16 protein-coding genes are annotated in these 17,663 nt (G+C 64.8%); 13 read left to right on the top strand and 3 right to left on the bottom strand.

Annotation, left to right across the window (positions count from 1 at the left end):
• Positions 1 to 12: 12 nt before the first annotated feature.
• Both B0G62_RS19875 and B0G62_RS19870 read right to left on the bottom strand, forming a co-directional pair.
• The gene (locus tag B0G62_RS19875; RefSeq protein WP_103705924.1) at positions 13 to 1,344 is read right to left on the bottom strand and encodes a homoserine dehydrogenase; all 1,332 of its coding nucleotides are present in this window, start codon (positions 1,342 to 1,344) and stop codon (positions 13 to 15) included.
• Positions 1,345 to 1,432: 88 nt separating this feature from the next.
• A complete protein-coding gene (locus tag B0G62_RS19870; RefSeq protein ID WP_407671218.1) occupies positions 1,433 to 2,719 on the bottom strand; it encodes a pyridoxal phosphate-dependent aminotransferase in 1,287 nt (428 codons plus the stop codon).
• Between the two features lie 395 nt (positions 2,720 to 3,114).
• Between B0G62_RS19870 and B0G62_RS19865 the strand changes: the two genes are divergently transcribed.
• From B0G62_RS19865 to B0G62_RS19810, 13 genes are all read left to right on the top strand, one after another.
• The gene (locus B0G62_RS19865) at positions 3,115 to 3,489 is read left to right on the top strand and encodes an Mth938-like domain-containing protein (protein ID WP_103705923.1); all 375 of its coding nucleotides are present in this window, start codon (positions 3,115 to 3,117) and stop codon (positions 3,487 to 3,489) included.
• Positions 3,490 to 3,709: 220 nt separating this feature from the next.
• Positions 3,710 to 5,401: a glycosyltransferase family 39 protein gene (locus B0G62_RS19860; RefSeq protein WP_103705922.1), complete on the top strand. Its 1,692-nt coding sequence runs from the start codon at positions 3,710 to 3,712 to the stop codon at positions 5,399 to 5,401.
• Between the two features lie 166 nt (positions 5,402 to 5,567).
• On the top strand, positions 5,568 to 5,939 hold the full coding sequence (locus tag B0G62_RS19855; RefSeq protein ID WP_027818352.1) for an SMR family transporter: 372 nt from the start codon (positions 5,568 to 5,570) through the stop codon (positions 5,937 to 5,939).
• An 86-nt stretch (positions 5,940 to 6,025) separates the two neighbouring features.
• The gene (locus B0G62_RS19850) at positions 6,026 to 7,177 is read left to right on the top strand and encodes a DegT/DnrJ/EryC1/StrS family aminotransferase (RefSeq protein ID WP_103705921.1); all 1,152 of its coding nucleotides are present in this window, start codon (positions 6,026 to 6,028) and stop codon (positions 7,175 to 7,177) included.
• Positions 7,178 to 7,347: 170 nt separating this feature from the next.
• Positions 7,348 to 8,436: a glycosyltransferase gene (locus B0G62_RS19845; RefSeq protein WP_103705920.1), complete on the top strand. Its 1,089-nt coding sequence runs from the start codon at positions 7,348 to 7,350 to the stop codon at positions 8,434 to 8,436.
• A complete protein-coding gene (locus B0G62_RS19840; protein ID WP_103705919.1) occupies positions 8,433 to 9,401 on the top strand; it encodes a formyltransferase in 969 nt (322 codons plus the stop codon). The genes B0G62_RS19845 and B0G62_RS19840 overlap by 4 nt, the downstream gene beginning before the upstream one ends.
• Positions 9,398 to 10,447, top strand: coding sequence for a bifunctional UDP-4-keto-pentose/UDP-xylose synthase (locus B0G62_RS19835; RefSeq protein ID WP_103705918.1), 1,050 nt, complete (start codon positions 9,398 to 9,400; stop codon positions 10,445 to 10,447). Before B0G62_RS19840 ends, B0G62_RS19835 begins: the two co-directional genes overlap by 4 nt.
• An 18-nt stretch (positions 10,448 to 10,465) precedes the next feature.
• Positions 10,466 to 11,362 (top strand): polysaccharide deacetylase family protein, encoded by an 897-nt coding sequence (locus tag B0G62_RS19830; protein ID WP_103705917.1) that lies wholly within the window; start codon positions 10,466 to 10,468, stop codon positions 11,360 to 11,362.
• Positions 11,363 to 11,571: 209 nt separating this feature from the next.
• Positions 11,572 to 12,033, top strand: a complete 462-nt coding sequence (locus tag B0G62_RS19825; protein ID WP_103705974.1) for a peroxiredoxin — start codon at positions 11,572 to 11,574, stop codon at positions 12,031 to 12,033.
• Between the two features lie 132 nt (positions 12,034 to 12,165).
• Positions 12,166 to 12,318 (top strand): hypothetical protein, encoded by a 153-nt coding sequence (locus B0G62_RS31740; RefSeq protein WP_167401313.1) that lies wholly within the window; start codon positions 12,166 to 12,168, stop codon positions 12,316 to 12,318.
• 116 nt (positions 12,319 to 12,434) lie between these two features.
• On the top strand, positions 12,435 to 14,312 hold the full coding sequence (locus B0G62_RS19820; RefSeq protein ID WP_103705916.1) for a PhoH family protein: 1,878 nt from the start codon (positions 12,435 to 12,437) through the stop codon (positions 14,310 to 14,312).
• A 254-nt stretch (positions 14,313 to 14,566) separates the two neighbouring features.
• Complete coding sequence (locus tag B0G62_RS19815; protein WP_103705915.1) at positions 14,567 to 15,619, top strand: C40 family peptidase; 1,053 nt, start codon at positions 14,567 to 14,569, stop codon at positions 15,617 to 15,619.
• A gap of 133 nt (positions 15,620 to 15,752) precedes the next feature.
• Positions 15,753 to 16,571, top strand: a complete 819-nt coding sequence (locus B0G62_RS19810; RefSeq protein WP_103705914.1) for an SDR family oxidoreductase — start codon at positions 15,753 to 15,755, stop codon at positions 16,569 to 16,571.
• 73 nt (positions 16,572 to 16,644) lie between these two features.
• On the opposite strand, the gene B0G62_RS19805 is transcribed toward B0G62_RS19810, so the two are convergent.
• Positions 16,645 to 17,655 (bottom strand): inorganic phosphate transporter, encoded by a 1,011-nt coding sequence (locus B0G62_RS19805; protein ID WP_103705913.1) that lies wholly within the window; start codon positions 17,653 to 17,655, stop codon positions 16,645 to 16,647.
• Between the last annotated feature and the right edge of the window lie 8 nt (positions 17,656 to 17,663).

Here is a 17,663-nt window from a genome sequence, read left to right as displayed (position 1 = left end):
CTTGCCTATGCCTTAGTTCAGTCCTTCCATGCGCAGCTTCGTCACCGACGACTTCACCGTCGCCAGTTGCTCGATCTGCGCGATGGCCGCGTTCACGTTCTTTTCGACCGTGCGGTGCGTGATCAGGATGATGTCGGTCTCCGCCTTCCCCTGCGCGTCCACTTCTTCCGACTCCTTCTGCAGCAGCGCGTCGATCGAGATGCCGCTGTCCGCGAGGATGCGCGTGATGTCGGCCATCACGCCGGTCTGATCGGCCACGCGCAGGCGCAGGTAGTAGCCGCTCGTGACTTCGTCGATCGGCAGGATCGGCGTGTTCGACAGGCTGTCCGGCTGGAACGCCAGATGCGGCACGCGATGTTCCGGATCGGCCGTGTGCAGGCGCGTCACGTCCACGAGGTCGGCGACCACGGCCGAGGCCGTCGGCTCCGCGCCCGCGCCCTTGCCGTAGTAGAGCGTCGTGCCCACGGCGTCGCCGTGCACCACGACCGCGTTCATCGCGCCTTCCACGTTGGCGAGCAGGCGTTTGGCCGGGATCAGCGTCGGGTGCGTGCGCAGCTCGATGCCCTTTTCCGTGCGCCGCGCGATGCCCAGCAGCTTGATGCGGTAGCCCAGTTCTTCCGCGTACCTGATGTCGATGGCGTCGAGCTTGCTGATGCCTTCCACATAAGCCTTGTCGAATTGCACCGGCACGCCGAAGGCAATGGCGCTCATGATCGTGGCCTTGTGCGCGGCGTCCACGCCTTCGATGTCGAAGGTCGGGTCGGCTTCGGCGTAGCCCAGTTCCTGCGCGCCCTTCAATGCGGTCGCGAAGTCGAGGCCGCGCTCGCGCATTTCCGACAGGATGTAGTTGGTCGTGCCGTTGATGATGCCGGCGATGTACTGGATGCGGTTGGCCGTGAGGCCTTCGCGCAGCGCCTTGATGATGGGAATGCCGCCCGCGACCGCCGCCTCGAATGCGACCATCACGCCCTTGGCGCGCGCCGCCTGGAAGATCTCCGTGCCGTGGACCGCCAGCAGCGCCTTGTTCGCGGTGACGACGTGCTTGCCGTTGCCGATCGCGCGCAGCACGAGGTCCTTCGCGAGCGTCGTGCCGCCGATCATTTCAGCAATGATCGAAATCGACGGATCGTCGACCACGGCGTTGAAGTCGGTCGTCAGATCGACGCTGCCGGCCTCGGTGCCGAGCGCCGCCGTGGCCTTGGCCGGATTGCGCACGGCGATGCGCGCGATCTCGATGCCGCGGCCCGCGCGACGTTTGATTTCTTCCTGGTTGCGGCGCAGTACCGTGAAGGTGCCGCTGCCTACCGTGCCGAAGCCCAAGAGACCTACTTTGATCGGATCCATGCAGCGTGTGTTCGTCTAAGAGTGTGGAAAGAAGTTCGTCTGGGTACGCGGGTTGGGGTGCGCGAGTTGCAGTACGCGCACCCGGGCCTTACGTACCGTGGCGCTGGCGATAGCCGTCGAGGAAGCGCGCGATCCGGTTGATCGAATCGGTCAGGTCGTCGACGTTCGGCAGGAACACCACGCGGAAGTGATCCGGCTGCTTCCAGTTGAAGCCCGTGCCCTGCACGAGCAGCACGCGCTCCTGCAGCAGCAGATCCAGGATGAACTGCTGGTCGTCCTGGATCGGATAGAGCTTCGGGTCGAGGCGCGGGAACATGTAGAGCGCCGCTTCCGGCTTCACGCAGGTCACGCCCGGAATCGCCGTGAGCAGGTTGTACGCCAGTTCGCGCTGGCGATACAGGCGCCCGCCCGGCTGGATCAGTTCGTTGATGCTCTGGTAGCCGCCCAGCGCCGTCTGGATGGCGTACTGGCCGGGCACGTTCGCGCACAGGCGCATCGACGCCAGAATGCCGAGGCCTTCGGTGTAATCCTTCGAGCGGCGGCGGTTTTCGCCGGTCATGCCCGAGAGGAACATCCAGCCCGCGCGGTAGCCGCACGCGCGGTAGCTCTTCGACAGGCTGTTGAACGTCACGGTGATGACGTCTTCCGAAAGCGAGCCGAGCGCCGTGTGGGTCTTGCCGTCGTAGACGATCTTGTCGTAGACCTCGTCGGCGAAGACGATCAGGCCGTGTTCGCGGGCGATGTCGATCAGGCCGAGCAGCAGTTCGTCCGAGTACAGCGCGCCGGTCGGGTTGTTCGGGTTGATGACCACGAGCGCGCGCGTGTTCGGCGTGATCTTCGCGCGGATGTCGTCGAGGTCGGGCATCCACGCGTTCGATTCGTCGCAGACGTAGTGGATGGGCGTGCCGCCCGAGAGGCTCACCGCCGCCGTCCAGAGCGGATAGTCGGGCGCGGGCAGCAGCACTTCGTCGCCGTCGTTCAGGAGCGCCTGCATCGCCATCACGATCAGCTCGGACGCGCCGTTGCCGATGTAGATGTCGTCGAGTTCGACGCCTTTGACGCCCTTTTGCTGCGCGTAATGCATGATCGCCTTGCGCGCGGCGAACACGCCCTTCGAGTCCGAATAGCCCGAGGAGCCCGGCAGGTTCAGGATCATGTCCTGGATGACTTCGTCGGGTGCGTCAAAGCCGAACGGGGCGAGATTGCCGATGTTCAGCTTGATGATGCGATGGCCTTCTTCTTCGAGGCGCTTGGCGTGCTCGAGCACCGGCCCGCGGATGTCGTAGCAGACGTTCTGCAACTTGTTGGATTTGAGGATCGGTTTCACGGCGGGCGGTCGGATTAAAAGCCTGGTACGGGCTGAAACGGGGTTGATCGGATGGATGAGTGGCGCCGGCGCTGCGGGTTGCGGCGCGCGGGCGGCGGGGACGACAAATGCCCGAACGCGGATGAAGCCGGCCTGCAGCTTGTGACTGCGTTCGCCCGGGAAAGGGTTGATCCGGGCGGATGGCGTGAGGCGGACGCTGCAGGAGCTGCCGCTCGGGGGGACACTCGGCGCATGCACCAGATGAGTACCTGCGTCGGCGCGGCCACCAAAAAGCTATAATTTAGCGGATTTTGGCCGACTTCCGCAATGCGCAAGAAGCCGTGCCGGCCCGCCAGCCGCGGGCGCGACGGAAATGGGGCGCAAAGCCGACGCACCACGCGCGGCGTCATTCGCGCCGCCGCCGACCGCGACCGCCCTGCCTGCGACTTTCCGGAATTGAAGTTTTGAAACTACACCAGGACTCCAGCGCCGCTCTCAATACCGTCACCGGTTACGGCGCCGACTACGTCGAAATCAACCTCGAACGCCACAACGGCAGCATTCTCGTGCTGCCCGAAGAACCGGTCATCCCCTGGCCGGTCAACGCGTTCGACGCTCTTACCCCCGAACTGTTCGACATGCTGCTGCCGCTCAAACCCGAAGTGGTGGTGTTCGGCAGCGGCGCGCGCCTGCGTTTTCCGCACCCGCGCCTGACGGCCGCGCTGGCCGCGAAGCGCATCGGCGTCGAGGCGATGGACTTCAAGGCGGCCTGCCGCACTTACAACATCCTGATGGCCGAAGGCCGGCGCGTGGCGGCCGCGCTGTTGATCGAAGCGTAATTAGAACCTGATCCGGCGGCGCTCGCCGCGCATGGAAAGCGCGTGAAAGCCTGATCCGCGCTTCGGCCCTGGCCAGCGCTTAAGCTCGCCTTCAGGTTGGCCTGGCGTGCCGTAGTACACTTGCGCGCCGCGCGGGCGTCGCGTGCGCCCAGGGCAGGAACATCCCGGGGCGCGGCACCGCCCGCAAGCCCGCAACGTTGACAAGAACAGGCTGCAATCCATGAACGATACGCCTTCGAGGCTGCCGCTCAGCCGTGGCGCGATCCTGCTGCTGATCGTGGCGCTCGCCGTAATCTGGTTCCTTCCGCTCGGCTGGCGCCATCTGCTGCCCAGCGACGAAGGCCGCTACGCCGAAATGGCGCGCGAGATGCTCGCGTCCGGCGACTGGATCACGCCGCGCTATAACGGCTACAAATATTTCGAGAAGCCGCCGCTGCAAACCTGGATGAACGCGCTCACCTTCGCGTGGTTCGGGATCGGCGAGTGGCAGGCGCGCCTTTACACCGCCCTCACGGGCTTTGCGGGCGTGCTGCTGGTCGGCTTTACGGGGGCGCGCGTGTTCAACGCCGCCACGGGTTTCTTCGCCGCGCTGGTGCTCGCCTGCGCGCCGTACTGGAACCTGATGGGCCACTTCAACACGCTCGACATGGGCCTGTCGTTCTGGATGGAACTCACGCTCTGCGCGCTGCTGCTGGCGCAGCGCCCGAACCTGCCCACGCGCGACGCGCGCCTGTGGATGTGGGTCTGCTGGGGCGCGATGGCGCTCGCCGTGCTCTCCAAGGGTCTGGTCGGCCTGATCCTGCCGGGCGCCGTGCTGGTGCTCTACACCCTGGTCGCGCGCGACTGGGCGCTCTGGAAGCGGCTCTACCTCGTGAGCGGCCTGATCGTGTTTTTCGCGATCGTGTCGCCGTGGTTCATCCTCGTGCAGCAGCGCAATCCCGAGTTCTTCAACTTCTTCTTCATCGTCCAGCAGTTCCAGCGTTACCTCACGCCTGCGCAGAACCGTCCCGGCCCGTTCTACTACTTCGTGCCGGTCATGCTGGTGGGCTTTCTGCCGTGGCTGTCGGTCAGCATCCAGAGCGTGCGGCACGCGCTGCGCACGCCGCGCCAGCCCAACGGGTTCGCGCCCGTCACGCTGATGCTGGTGTGGAGCGCCTTCATCTTCCTGTTCTTCAGCGCGTCGCATTCGAAGCTGATTTCGTACGTGCTGCCGATCGCCCCGCCGCTCGCGCTCGTGATCGGCCTGTATCTGCCGCTCATGACGCGCAGACAGTGGACGCGTCACCTGATCGGCTACGCGCTGCTGGCCGTCGCGCTGATGGCAGGCTCCTTCGTGCTCACGCGCCTGGGCGATGCGCGCAACCCCAATGCGCTTTATCGCGAGTTCCAGGTCTGGGTGTTCGCCGCCGCCGCACTCGCCTTCGTCGCGACCATGGTGGGCCTGCGCCTCGCGCGCGCCAAACGTACGCCGGAAACGGGCGCGCAGGCGCCGGCTATCGCGCTGGGCACCGCCTGGCTGCTGCTCGCGAGCGTCGCGGGCACGGGTCACGACGTATTCGGCACCCTCAGCTCGGGCGCGCCGCTCGCGCCGGCCGTGCGGGCGGCCATCGCGAAGCTGCCGGCCGATACGCCGTTCTATTCCGTGGGCGTGCTCGATCACACCTTGCCGTTCTACGTGCGCCATTCGATGACGATGGTGCAGGTCACCGACGAACTGGCCTTCGGCATCAGCGAGGAGCCGCAAAAATGGGTGCCGACCGTCGCCGACTGGGAGCAGCGCTGGAAGGACGAGCGCTATGCGCTCGCGCTGATACCCGTGCAACGCTATGACGAACTCGCGGCGCAAGGCTTGCCGATGCAGGTCATTGCGCGCGACACGCGCCGCGTGGTCGTCGAAAAGCCGCAACCCTGACCTCACACGCCCCGCACCGCCGGATCACTACCCAGCGGTGCGGCGATCGCGCCCCGCACATGAGCGATAATGCGGGGCGCCGGCGTGGGTGGCGCCGTTGGTGGCACCCCAAGGCGCCAGGAATCTGCCCCCAAAATTAGCGTTATTGCATTAACCCTCCAACACGATGAATCCGATTTCCCTGATCTGCATCCTCGCCGGCGTCGGCCTGAATGCCTGCGCGCAACTGTTGCTCAAGGCCGGTGTCAATGGCGTTGGACACTTCGAATTCACCCGTGCGAACATCCTGCCCATCGGCTGGAAGCTCGCCACGCAGTTGCCGATCATCGGCGGCCTCACCTGCTATGTGTTCAGCGTGGTCGTGTGGATCGTCGGCCTGTCGCGCGTGGACGTCTCGATCGCCTATCCGATGCTCTCGCTCGGCTACGTGGTCAACGCATTCGCGGCGTGGTATCTGTTCGGCGAAGTGCTGAGCATCCAGCGCCTGGTCGGCATCGGCATCATCCTGATCGGCGTGGTCGTGCTCGCGCGCAGCTAAAGCTGCGCGGCACACTTTGCACCACCCGCTTGCACCTCTTCGCGCAGTATTCAATCACCCCTGACGTTCTGAACCAGAAAGCACTCATGACCCAGACACCCGCATCGTTCCTGCCGTTCGTGAAGCCCGAAATCGACGAAGAAACCATCGCTGGCGTCGTCGACGTGCTGCGCTCGGGCTGGATCACCACCGGTCCGCAGAACCAGGCTTTCGAAGCCGCGCTGTCCGAATACTGCGGCGGCCGTCCGGTCCGTACGTTCAACTCGGGCACGGCCACGCTGGAAATCGGCCTGCGCATCGCGGGCGTCGGCGCCGGCGACGAAGTCATCACCACGCCGGCCTCGTGGGTATCCACGAGCAACGTGATCTACGAGGTTGGCGCGACACCCGTGTTCGCCGACATCGACCCCGTCACGCGCAACATCGACCTCGACAAGCTCGAAGCCGCCATCACGCCGAAGACGAAGGCGATCATCCCCGTGTTCCTCACCGGCCTGCCGGTGGACATGGACCGCCTCTACACGATCGCCCGCCAGCACAAGCTGCGCGTGATCGAGGACGCCGCCCAGGCGTTCGGCTCGAGCTGGAACGGCAAGCGCATCGGCGCGATCGGCGACATCGTCTCGTTCAGCTTCCACGCCAACAAGAATCTGACGTCGATCGAAGGCGGCGCGCTCGTCCTCAATAACGAGGACGAAGCCGAACTGGCCCGCAAGTACCGTCTGCAGGGCATCACCCGCACCGGCCATGACGGCATGGACTGCGACGTGCTCGGCGGCAAGTACAATCTGACGGACGTGGCCGCACGCGTGGGTCTGGGCCAGCTCAAGCACATCGAGCGCTTCACGGAGCAACGCCGCAAGCTCGCGCATGCGTATTTCACGGGCTTCGAAGGCAGCGCCGCCGTGACGCTGGGCGTGGGCCTGCCGGTGGCGGACATGAGCAACAGCAACTGGCACATGTTCCAGATCACGCTGCCGCTGGACAGGCTCACGATCTCCCGCGCGGAGTTCATGGAGCAGCTCAAGCAGCGCGGCATCGGCTCGGGCGTGCACTACCCGGCGATCCACCTGTTCACGCTGTACCGCGAACGCGGTTTCACCGACGGCATGTTCCCGCACGCGGAACAGCTCGGCAAAACCACGCTCACGCTGCCGCTCTTCACGCAGATGAGCGTCGCGGACGTGGCACGCGTGTGCCGCGCCATCGACGAGATCTGCACGCAGTACGCAAAGTAAGCACGACGTAAGCGCGAAGGCACTACGCGCAACAAGTACCTGCAAGGCACGGGCGCTGTTCGGTCAATCGCGCCCGTCCAGCGGACCTTACACTGTCGCGCTGCACGTATCACTCAAGGCATGACCCCGAGCATCACCCCACGCATTACCCCAACGGAAAAGACGCACACATGAGTCAAACGGAACAACGCACCTTGACCCCGGAAACGCCGGAAGTCTCGGTCATCATTCCGGTCTACAACGAGGAAGCCGGCCTGAAGGCGCTGTTCGAGCGCCTCTACCCGGCGCTCGACAAGCTCGGCACCTCGTACGAAGTCATCTTCATCAACGACGGCAGCCGCGACCGCTCGGCCGCGATGCTCGCCGAGCAGTTCCGCGCGCGCCCCGACACCACGCGCGCGATCCTGCTCAACGGCAACTACGGGCAGCACATGGCGATCCTCGCGGGCTTCGAGCAGGCGCGCGGCGAGATCGTCATCACGCTCGACGCCGACCTGCAGAATCCGCCCGAGGAAATCGGCAAGCTGGTCGAGAAGATGCGCGAAGGCTACGACTACGTCGGCACGATCCGCATGCAGCGCCAGGACAGCCTGTGGCGTCGCAAGGCCTCGCAGGCCATGAACCGACTGCGCGAGCGCATCACGCGCATCAAGATGACCGATCAGGGCTGCATGCTGCGCGCCTACAACCGCCACATCATCGACACGATCAACCGTTGCGGCGAAATCAACACCTTCATTCCGGCGCTGGCCTACACGTTCGCGCAGAATCCGGTCGAAGTCGACGTCGCGCACGAAGAGCGCTTCGCGGGCGAGTCGAAGTATTCGCTCTATAGCCTCATCCGCCTGAACTTCGACCTCGTGACCGGCTTTTCGGTCGTGCCGCTGCAATGGCTGTCGTTCATCGGCGTGATCCTGTCGCTTGGTTCGGCCGGCCTGTTCCTGCTGCTGCTGATTCGCCGCTTCATTCTGGGCGCCGAAGTACAGGGTGTGTTCACGCTGTTCGCCATTACGTTCTTCATGCTCGGCGTGATCATCTTCGCGCTCGGGCTGCTCGGCGAGTACATCGGCCGCATCTATCAACAGGTGCGCGCGCGGCCGCGCTATCTGGTCCAGACGATTCTCGAAGAGCGCAACGGCCGCCCCGTCGTCGATGTCCCGCGTCAGGACATCGTGCAGGGCGTGCAGGCGTCGCTCAACATCGGCAATCCGATCGGCCAGAATGACCAAGGCAGCAGCCAGTCCGGAGCACAATCATGAAACCGCGCGCAGTCGTCTTCGCGTATCACAACGTCGGCGTGCGCTGCCTGCAGGTGCTGCTCGCACGCGGCGTGGACGTGGCGCTCGTCGTCACGCACGAGGACAGCCCGAGCGAGAACATCTGGTTCGGCAGCGTGAAATCGGTCGCCGAAGAACACGGCATCGAGGTCATCACGCCCGCCGATCCGAAGAGCGCCGAGCTGCGCGCGGCAGTCAGCGCCGCGCAGCCCGACTTCATCTTCTCGTTCTACTACCGCCATATGCTGCCGGTGGACCTGCTCGCGCTGGCCGCGCGCGGCGCCTACAACATGCACGGCTCGCTGCTGCCGAAGTATCGCGGCCGCGTGCCCACCAACTGGGCCGTCATCAAGGGCGAAACGGAAACCGGCGCGACGCTGCACGAAATGGCCGCCAAGCCCGACGCGGGCGCGATCATCGCGCAGACGCCGGTGCCGATCCTGCCCGACGACACCGCCGCGATGGTCTTCGACAAGGTGACGGTCGCCGCCGAGCAAACGCTCTGGCGCGTGCTGCCCGCGCTGATCGCAGGCGAAGCGCCGCATCTGCCGAACGATCTCGCGCACGGCAGCTACTACGGCGGGCGCAAGCCCGAAGACGGTCGCCTCGACTTCTCGCATAGCGCGCAGGACGTCTACAACCTGATCCGCGCGGTGGCGCCGCCCTATCCGGGCGCGTTCACCGACATCGGCGAGCATCGCTTCGTGATCGCCCGCGCGCGTCTGGTGCGCCCCGGCACACCCGACGCCGAACGGGCGCGCGCCCTGGCCGGATTGCCCGCGGGCATCCACGTAAGCGATAATGCGCTTTTCGCCCTCTGCGGCGACGGCCGCGCCATCGCGATCCACGAACTGCGGCATGCGCCGAGCCTGACACAAGGCGGTCAAGAGACCGTCGTCACTCCCGCCGCGTTCTCCGACCTCATCTCATCTGTCCCTCGTCCATGAAAAAAGTTCTGATCCTGGGTGTCAATGGCTTTATCGGCCATCACCTGTCCAAACGCATCCTCGAGACCACGAACTGGGAAGTGTTCGGCATGGACATGCAGACGGACCGCCTCGGCGATCTGGTCAAGCATGAGCGTATGCACTTCTTCGAAGGCGACATCACGATCAACAAGGAATGGGTCGAATATCACGTCAAGAAGTGCGACGTGATCCTTCCGCTGGTCGCCATCGCCACGCCCGCGACTTACGTGCAGCAGCCGCTGCGCGTGTTCGAACTCGACTTCGAGGCGAACCTGCCGATCGTGCGTTCGGCGGTCAAGTACGGCAAGCACCTGGTCTTCCCGTCGACCTCCGAGGTCTACGGCATGTGCTCGGACGAGCAGTTCGACCCGGACGCGTCCGCCCTCACCTACGGCCCGATCAACAAGCCGCGCTGGATCTACGCGTGCTCGAAGCAGCTGATGGACCGCGTGATCTGGGGTTACGGCATGGAAGGCCTGAATTTCACGCTGTTCCGTCCGTTCAACTGGATCGGCCCGGGCCTCGATTCGATCTACACGCCGAAGGAAGGCTCGTCGCGCGTCGTGACGCAGTTCCTCGGCCACATCGTTCGCGGCGAGAACATCAGCCTCGTGGACGGCGGCGCGCAAAAGCGTGCGTTCACCGACATCGACGACGGCATCGAAGCGCTGATGAAGATCATCGACAACAAGGACGGTGTCGCCTCGGGCAAGATCTTCAACATCGGCAACCCGACCAACAACTTCTCGGTGCGCGAACTCGCGCACAAGATGCTGGCGCTCGCCGCCGAGTTTCCGGAATACGCGGAAACGGCCAAGCAGGTGCAACTGGTCGAAACCTCGTCGGGGGCATACTACGGCGCGGGCTATCAGGACGTGCAAAACCGCGTGCCGAAGATCGACAACACGATGCAGGAACTCGACTGGGCACCGAAGTCGACCTTCGACGAAGCGCTGCGCAAGATCTTCGAGGCGTACCGCGGCCATGTCGCCGAGGCACGCGCCCTCGTCGAGCAGCAAGCGTAACGCGAAGGACTTCGCCTCTTGGCCCGCATCGTCCTGAAAATCGACGTCGACACGCTGCGCGGCACGCGTGAAGGCGTGCCGAATCTCGCGCGCATCTTCGATCGCTACAAGGCACGCGCGACGTTCCTGTTCAGCCTTGGCCCGGACCATACGGGCTGGGCGCTGCGCCGCGTGTTCCGTCCGGGTTTTCTGAAGAAGGTCTCGCGCACATCGGTGGTCGAGCACTACGGCATCCGGCAACTGATGTACGGCGTGCTGCTGCCGGGACCGGATATCGGCGTGGAAGCCGCCGCTGAAATGCGCGCGATCCACGAAGCCGGTTTCGAGTGCGGCATCCATACGTGGGACCACGTGTACTGGCAGGACAACGTGCGTACGCGCGACGCGCAGTGGACCGCGCGCCAGATGCAAAAGAGCCACGACCGCTTCACGCGCATCTTCGGCACGCCGCCCGTCACGCACGGCGCGGCCGGCTGGCAGATGAACGAGGCCGCCTTCGCGCAGATCGACGCGTGGGGCATGCAGTACGCCTCGGACGGGCGCGGGCATTCGCCCTATCGCCCGGTCGTGAACGGCCGCACCCTGAAGCACGTGCAGATGCCCACCACGCTGCCCACGCTCGACGAAGTGCTGGGCGTGGATGGCGTGGACATCGATACGGTGGCCGCCTGGATGCTCAAGCGCACCGAAAACAATCCGCACGATCAGGTCTTCACGCTGCACGCGGAACTCGAAGGCCAGAAGCTCGCGCCGGTGTTCGAGCAGTTGCTCGCCGGCTGGCGCGCGCAGGGCCATACGTTTGCCACGATGGGCGATTATCATGCGACGCTGGACCCGGAATCGCTGCCATCGTACCCTGTCACCTGGGGCGAGATCGCGGGCCGCTCCGGCGAGCTGATCCTCCAGCCCGACTGAAGACCCGAGCCAGTTCGACCCGACCCGAGCCCAACCCAAGCCCGATCGAAAACCGCCGCCCGTCTGCGTTTGCCTGCGCCGGGCGGCATGTCGTTGCGGCGACGCCCGCGGGGACGCCTCCCCAGCGCAGCATGCTGTAGACTGCGCCCCGCCTGTCAACGTTCGCCAAGCCTGCCAGCCAATAACAAAGGGAGTGCCACGTGCCTGACGTGACCATCGCAGTCGACCAACCCGTTCCCGACTTTACCGCCCCCGCCACTGGCGGCGACTTCACGCTGTCGAGCCTGAAAGGCAAGAAAGTGGTGCTGTACTTCTATCCGAAGGACAACACCCCCGGATGCACGCGCGAAGGCATGGAGTTCCGCGACCTCTATCCGAAGTTCAAGAAAGCCGGCGCGACCATCGTGGGCGTCTCGCGCGACAGCGTGCGCTCGCATGAAAACTTCAAGACCAAGCTCGAACTGCCGTTTACTTTGGTATCGGATGGCGATGAAGCGCTCTGCTCGCTCTTCAACGTCATCAAAATGAAGAAAATGTATGGCAAAGAAGTACGTGGAATCGAACGCTCCACGTTCCTCATCGATGCCGACGGAGTACTGCGCCAGGAGTGGCGCGGACTCAAGGTGCCGGGCCATGTCGACGAGGTTCTGGAGGCTGTACAAGCGCTTTGAGGCGCGTTATATTGGGCTGCAATGAGTGCCTGTCCACCCTATATTTTGTCGCGTTTTGCTACGTCCGCGCGGTGTGTCGAACGGTCACTGGATGACCGCTCCAGCGCATTCGGGCAACGCGCCATCAGAGCAGTGAAGCCGCTTGCCTCGTCAGTCGGGGCGGCGGCTTTTTTGTTGGTTTTTTCGGATTTCGTACCCACAACGCTGCGCCGGCCCGGCAAACCGGCACGCGTCTACGTCAAGGAGCCGATCGAAGACCAGGCGAACCGGCATTTTCAGACCTGAGCGCGCACCCTGCGCGGCCACGGCGCACGCCTACCCGGCAGCCCGCCCACGCCGCCCGAAAGCGCACCTTACTGGGTAACCCCGGACCACTCGACCCGAATTTTTCGAGGGACACCATGCCTTTGCCTACTCCCCCCAGCAAGCTCGGCAACCTGCTGCCGCCCGAGGAATACAAGACGCGCGCGCGCACGACGCGCAGCACGCGTAAAGCGGCGAGCGAAAACGACGCCGCCGATGTCGATTTTGGCGCGGAAAGCGTCGCCGAACCCATGACGCCCGCCGCCAACGCGGCGACCACGCTGCGCACGGTGCCGTTGCCGTCCGCCAGCGCCGAACTCGCCGCGCTCGAACCCGTGGCGCCCGCACCCGCGCGAAAACGCAAGCAACAGACCGCGGCGCTTCTGCAGCCCTTGCCGCCCGTTCAGGCCCACGCCGAAGCGCAGCCCGAAGCGCCCGCCGCCGACCAGGCGCCGGCTTCCCCGGTCGCACCGGTCGCCCGCAGCGGCAACAAACCCGCGTCCGCGAAAGCCGCAGGCGGCGCTGCCGCACCGGCCACGCGCGGCAGCACGAAAAAACGCGTGCATCCGGAAGACAGCGTCGAAGTGCAAAAGCTCTTCGTGCTCGACACCAACGTGCTGATGCACGACCCGACCTGCCTGTTCCGTTTCGAGGAACACGACGTCTATCTGCCGATGATGACGTTGGAAGAACTCGACAACCACAAGAAGGGCATGTCGGAAGTCGCGCGCAATGCGCGTCAGGTCAGCCGCACGCTCGATCAACTGGTCGCAAACGCCGGCCCGATCTCGGAAGGCATTTCGCTCGCCCGTCTCGGTAGCCGCGAAGCGCTCGGCCGTCTGTACTTCCAGACCACGCTCACGCATATCGATCCGGTCGACGGTCTGCCCGAGGGCAAGGCCGATAACCAGATTCTCGGCGTGGTGCGCGCGCTGCAGCGCGACCGGCCCGACCACCTCGTCGTGCTGGTGTCGAAAGACATCAACATGCGGATCAAGGCCCACGCGCTCGGGCTGCCCGCCGAAGACTACTTCAACGACCAGGTTCTCGAAGACAAGGACCTGCTGTACTCGGGCATCCGTGCGCTGTCGCAGGACTTCTGGGCCAGGCACGCGAAGGGCATGGAGTCCTGGCAGGACACCAAGACCGGCACCACGTACTACCGCGTGACCGGTCCGGAATGCCTGTCGATGCTCGTGAACGAGTTCGTCTATCTGGAGCCGCAGAACGGCGAGCCGGCGTTCCACGCCATCGTGCGCGAACTCAACGGCAAGACGGCGTTGCTGCAGACGCTGCGCGACTACGGCCACCACAAGAACAACGTGTGGGGCATCACGGCGCGCAACCGCGAACAGAATTTCGCGCTGAACCTGCTGATGAATCCCGAGATCGACTTCGTCACACTGCTCGGCCAGGCCGGCACGGGCAAGACGCTCGTCGCGCTCGCGGCGGGTCTCGCACAGGTGCTCGACGACAAGCGCTACAACGAGATCATCGTGACGCGCGCGACGGTGCCGGTCGGCGAGGACATCGGCTTCCTGCCGGGTACGGAAGAGGAAAAGATGCAGCCGTGGATGGGCGCCTTCGACGACAACCTCGAAGTGCTCCAGAAAACGGACGATGCCGCCGGCGAATGGGGCCGCGCCGCGACCCAGGAACTGATCCGCTCGCGCCTGAAGGTCAAGAGCATGAACTTCATGCGCGGGCGCACCTTCGTGGACAAGTACCTCATCATCGACGAGGCGCAGAACCTGACGCCGAAGCAGATGAAAACGCTCGTCACGCGCGCGGGTCCGGGCACCAAGATCGTCTGTCTGGGCAACATCGCGCAGATCGATACGCCGTACCTGACCGAAGGCAGTTCGGGTCTCACTTACGTGGTGGACCGCTTCAAGGGCTGGGCGCATAGCGGCCACGTGACGCTGGCGCGCGGCGAGCGCTCGCGTCTGGCCGATTACGCGTCCGACATTCTGTAAGACGACGTATTGAACTGAATCCGGCGCTTTTCCCAGCGTCGGACATTCTCCGAAGGACCGTTTCCGGGCAACCGGATACGGTCCTTTTTTCATGGGCAAACGCCTTGCCGACGTGCCGTGACAGCAACGGTCGGCACGCGAAGTTCAAGTAAGTTGTGAAGAATTCTTGCCGAAGCCCGCTCTGACGGGCTACCATCGGCGAATTACCGGTTTTCCCCAATGGCGCACGCCCTAGCGTTCGCCTCCTGCTTTTCATGCGGCGACTCTGGCTTGCGTTACTGATCGTGGTCTTTCTGGCGGCGTGTTCGAGCGCCCCGCAGAAGGTATCGCGCGGCAGCAGCGCCAGCGCTGGGTATGCATGGCGCACCAAGCCACCCGGCTTCCCCAATTTTGTCGATCACAGCGTCGGACGCGAGGAAATCTCGATCCAGGCGATGGGTCTCGTCGGCATTCCCTATCGTTGGGGCGGCAATACGCCCGATAGCGGCTTCGACTGCAGCGGTCTCGTGAAATACGTGTTCGCGCGCGCGGCGTCGGAGGATCTGCCGCGCACGACCCTCGACATGAGCCAGCGCGGCGAATCGATCGAACCCGACCAGATCGCGGCGGGCGATCTCGTTTTCTTCAACACCACGGGACGGCCCCACTCGCATGTGGGCATTTACGTGGGCAAGCTGCGCTTCGTGAACGCGCCCTCGACGGGGGGCACCGTGCGGCTCGACTATCTGACCAATCCTTACTGGTCGAAGCATTTCGACGGCATACGACGGCTCGCACCGGCGAAACGTGCGCCAACGCCGTTCGATGCGCCGACTTTCGATGCCTCAACGCCCGCGCCGCCCGCAGCACCGCCTGCACCGCGTGCGCCGGTCGTGGCTGCGGTTGCGCCAGCCGCTGTTCCCGCGCCCGTGGCCGCCGATGCCCAGAACCGCTTAACGACTACACAGCCAACGGCGTATGCGAATAGCGCATCTGCGGCGCCATCGGCCGACGCTTTTGAACCGCCCCCGCAAGCCATCAGCGCGGCGCAAACCCAAGCGCGCGATGCTGGTGCAATCACACCCGCAGCCTCGGGAGACGCTCCGCGCGACGCTATCGACGCCGCTGCCGATGCCTTCGAGCCGCCACCAGCAGCCGTCAACGCTGCCCAGCGGCAAGCCGCCCAGGCAGGCTCGACGCCGATCCCGCCGGCTCAATCAGCCCAGCCCGTGCAGATCATGCGCGCCTCGACGGCGGGGGGCGGCCAGCCCGCCCCCACGCAGTCCGGCGACGACCCTATCGCCCGCTTCGCCAACGGCTCGTTCTGAGCGCCGCCACAAGGCGCGCTGCCGCTCCCGGCCCTTATCCAGACGGCTAACGAACGCCCGCGGCGGTTTCGCCCGTGGGCCGCGTCTGCTATGGTTTCGGTACTCTTTCAATCCCAGCCGCAGCGAGGCAGCGATGGATCTCGGACTCGGTAACAAGGTCGTATTGGTAACGGGCGGCAGCAAGGGCATCGGGCTTGCCTGCGCCCGTGCATTCGCCAAAGAAGGCGCGCGCGTCGCGATCGTCTCGCGCGACCCCGCCAATCTGGCGCGCGCACGCGAACAGTTGGGCAGCGAAGGTCTGCACGTCCATCTCACCCGCGCGGACCTGCACGAGCCTCACAGCGCCGCCGACGTGGTCGAAGAAGTCTCCACGGCGGTCGGCCCGATCGACATCCTGATTAACAGTTCGGGCGCCGCGCGCCGCTACGATCCGGAAACGCTGGACGCCGATGCTTTCAAGGCCACCATGGAAGCAAAGTACTTTCCGTACATCTACCCGCAGCAGGAAGTGCTGCGCCGCATGGTGGAACGCGCCAAAGCAGCAAAGGCCGCGGGCGAAGACAACGATCCCGGCACGATCGTCAACATCATCGGCATGGGCGGCAAATTCGCGAGCGACATCCATATCGCAGGCGGCGCGGCCAATGCGGCGCTCATGCTCGCGACGGTGGGCCTCGCGCATTATCACGCGCGCTACGGCATCCGCATCAACGCGATCAATCCGGGGGCGACGCTGACCGAGCGCCTGCAGGAAGCCCTGCAACTGGAAGCAGGACGCGAAGGCGTGAGTGCCGAAGAGGCGCTCGCGCGCGGCGAGGCCAGGGTGCCGCTCGGGCGCTACGCGAAACCCGAGGAAATCGCCGATGTCGTGCTCTTTCTGGCCAGCCGACGCGCGAGCTATGTGACGGGTGCGATCGTGCCGATGGATGGCTGCACGACGCCGATTATCTGAATTCAAGGATCGGCGTCAAAAAGAAAACGGCGCCCGAGGGCGCCGTTCATGTCATGGCTAGCCGGTACCGGCGTTACATCAACCGGTGACCGATCCACCAGCCCGCCGCAGCGAGCGTGGCCGAAGCCGGGATCGTCAGCACCCAGGCCCAGACGATGTTGCCCGCGACACCCCAGCGCACGGCGCTGAGCTTCTGCGTCGCGCCCACGCCGACAATCGCGCCGGTAATGGTATGGGTCGTGGACACCGGAATGCCGAGCCACGAAGCCGTGAAGAGCGTCAGCGCCCCACCCGCTTCGGCGCAGAAACCGCCCACGGGCTTGAGCTTGGTGATCTTCTGGCCCATGGTGCGCACGATGCGCCAGCCGCCGAACAAGGTGCCGATGCCCATCGACAGATAGCAGCCGCCGATCGCCCAGATGGGCGGTGCGTCCGAGCCGATCGCCGAATACCCCGTGGCGATCAGCAGCATCCAGATGATGCCGATGGTCTTCTGCGCGTCGTTGCCGCCGTGGCCGAGGCTATAGAGGCTGGCCGAAATCAGCTGCAGACGGCGAAAGCGCCGGTCCACCTTGCTGGGTGGCGTGCGGAAGTACAGCCACGACACCGTCAGCATGAAGAACGAGCCGAGGATAAAACCGAGCAGCGGCGAAATGAAGATGAACGCGACGGTCTTCATCAGGCCGTCGAAGTTCAGCGAGTGCCAGCCCGACTTGGCCAGCGCCGCGCCCACCAGACCGCCGATCAGCGCATGCGACGAGCTCGACGGAATGCCGTAGTACCACGTCAGCACGTTCCAGCCGATCGCACCGATAAGCGCGCCGAACACCACGTAGTGATCGACAATGTCGGGGTCGATGGTGCCCTTGCCCACCGTCTGCGCCACCTTGAGGTGGAACACGAAATAGGCGATCACATTGAACATGGCCGCGAACGCCACCGCCTGCTGCGGTTTGAGGACGCCCGTGGACACGACCGTGGCGATGGAGTTCGCCGCGTCGTGAAAGCCGTTCATGAAGTCGAAAATGAGGGCGATGGCCACAAGAAAGGCGACCACCCAGAGGGCGAGTTGTATCGATTGCATCGTGGTCC

Source organism: Paraburkholderia eburnea (assembly GCF_002917095.1).
Classification (GTDB): domain Bacteria; phylum Pseudomonadota; class Gammaproteobacteria; order Burkholderiales; family Burkholderiaceae; genus Paraburkholderia; species Paraburkholderia eburnea.
Note: the sequence above shows the minus strand (reverse complement) of the source record. Positions and strands in the feature narration are given on the sequence as shown.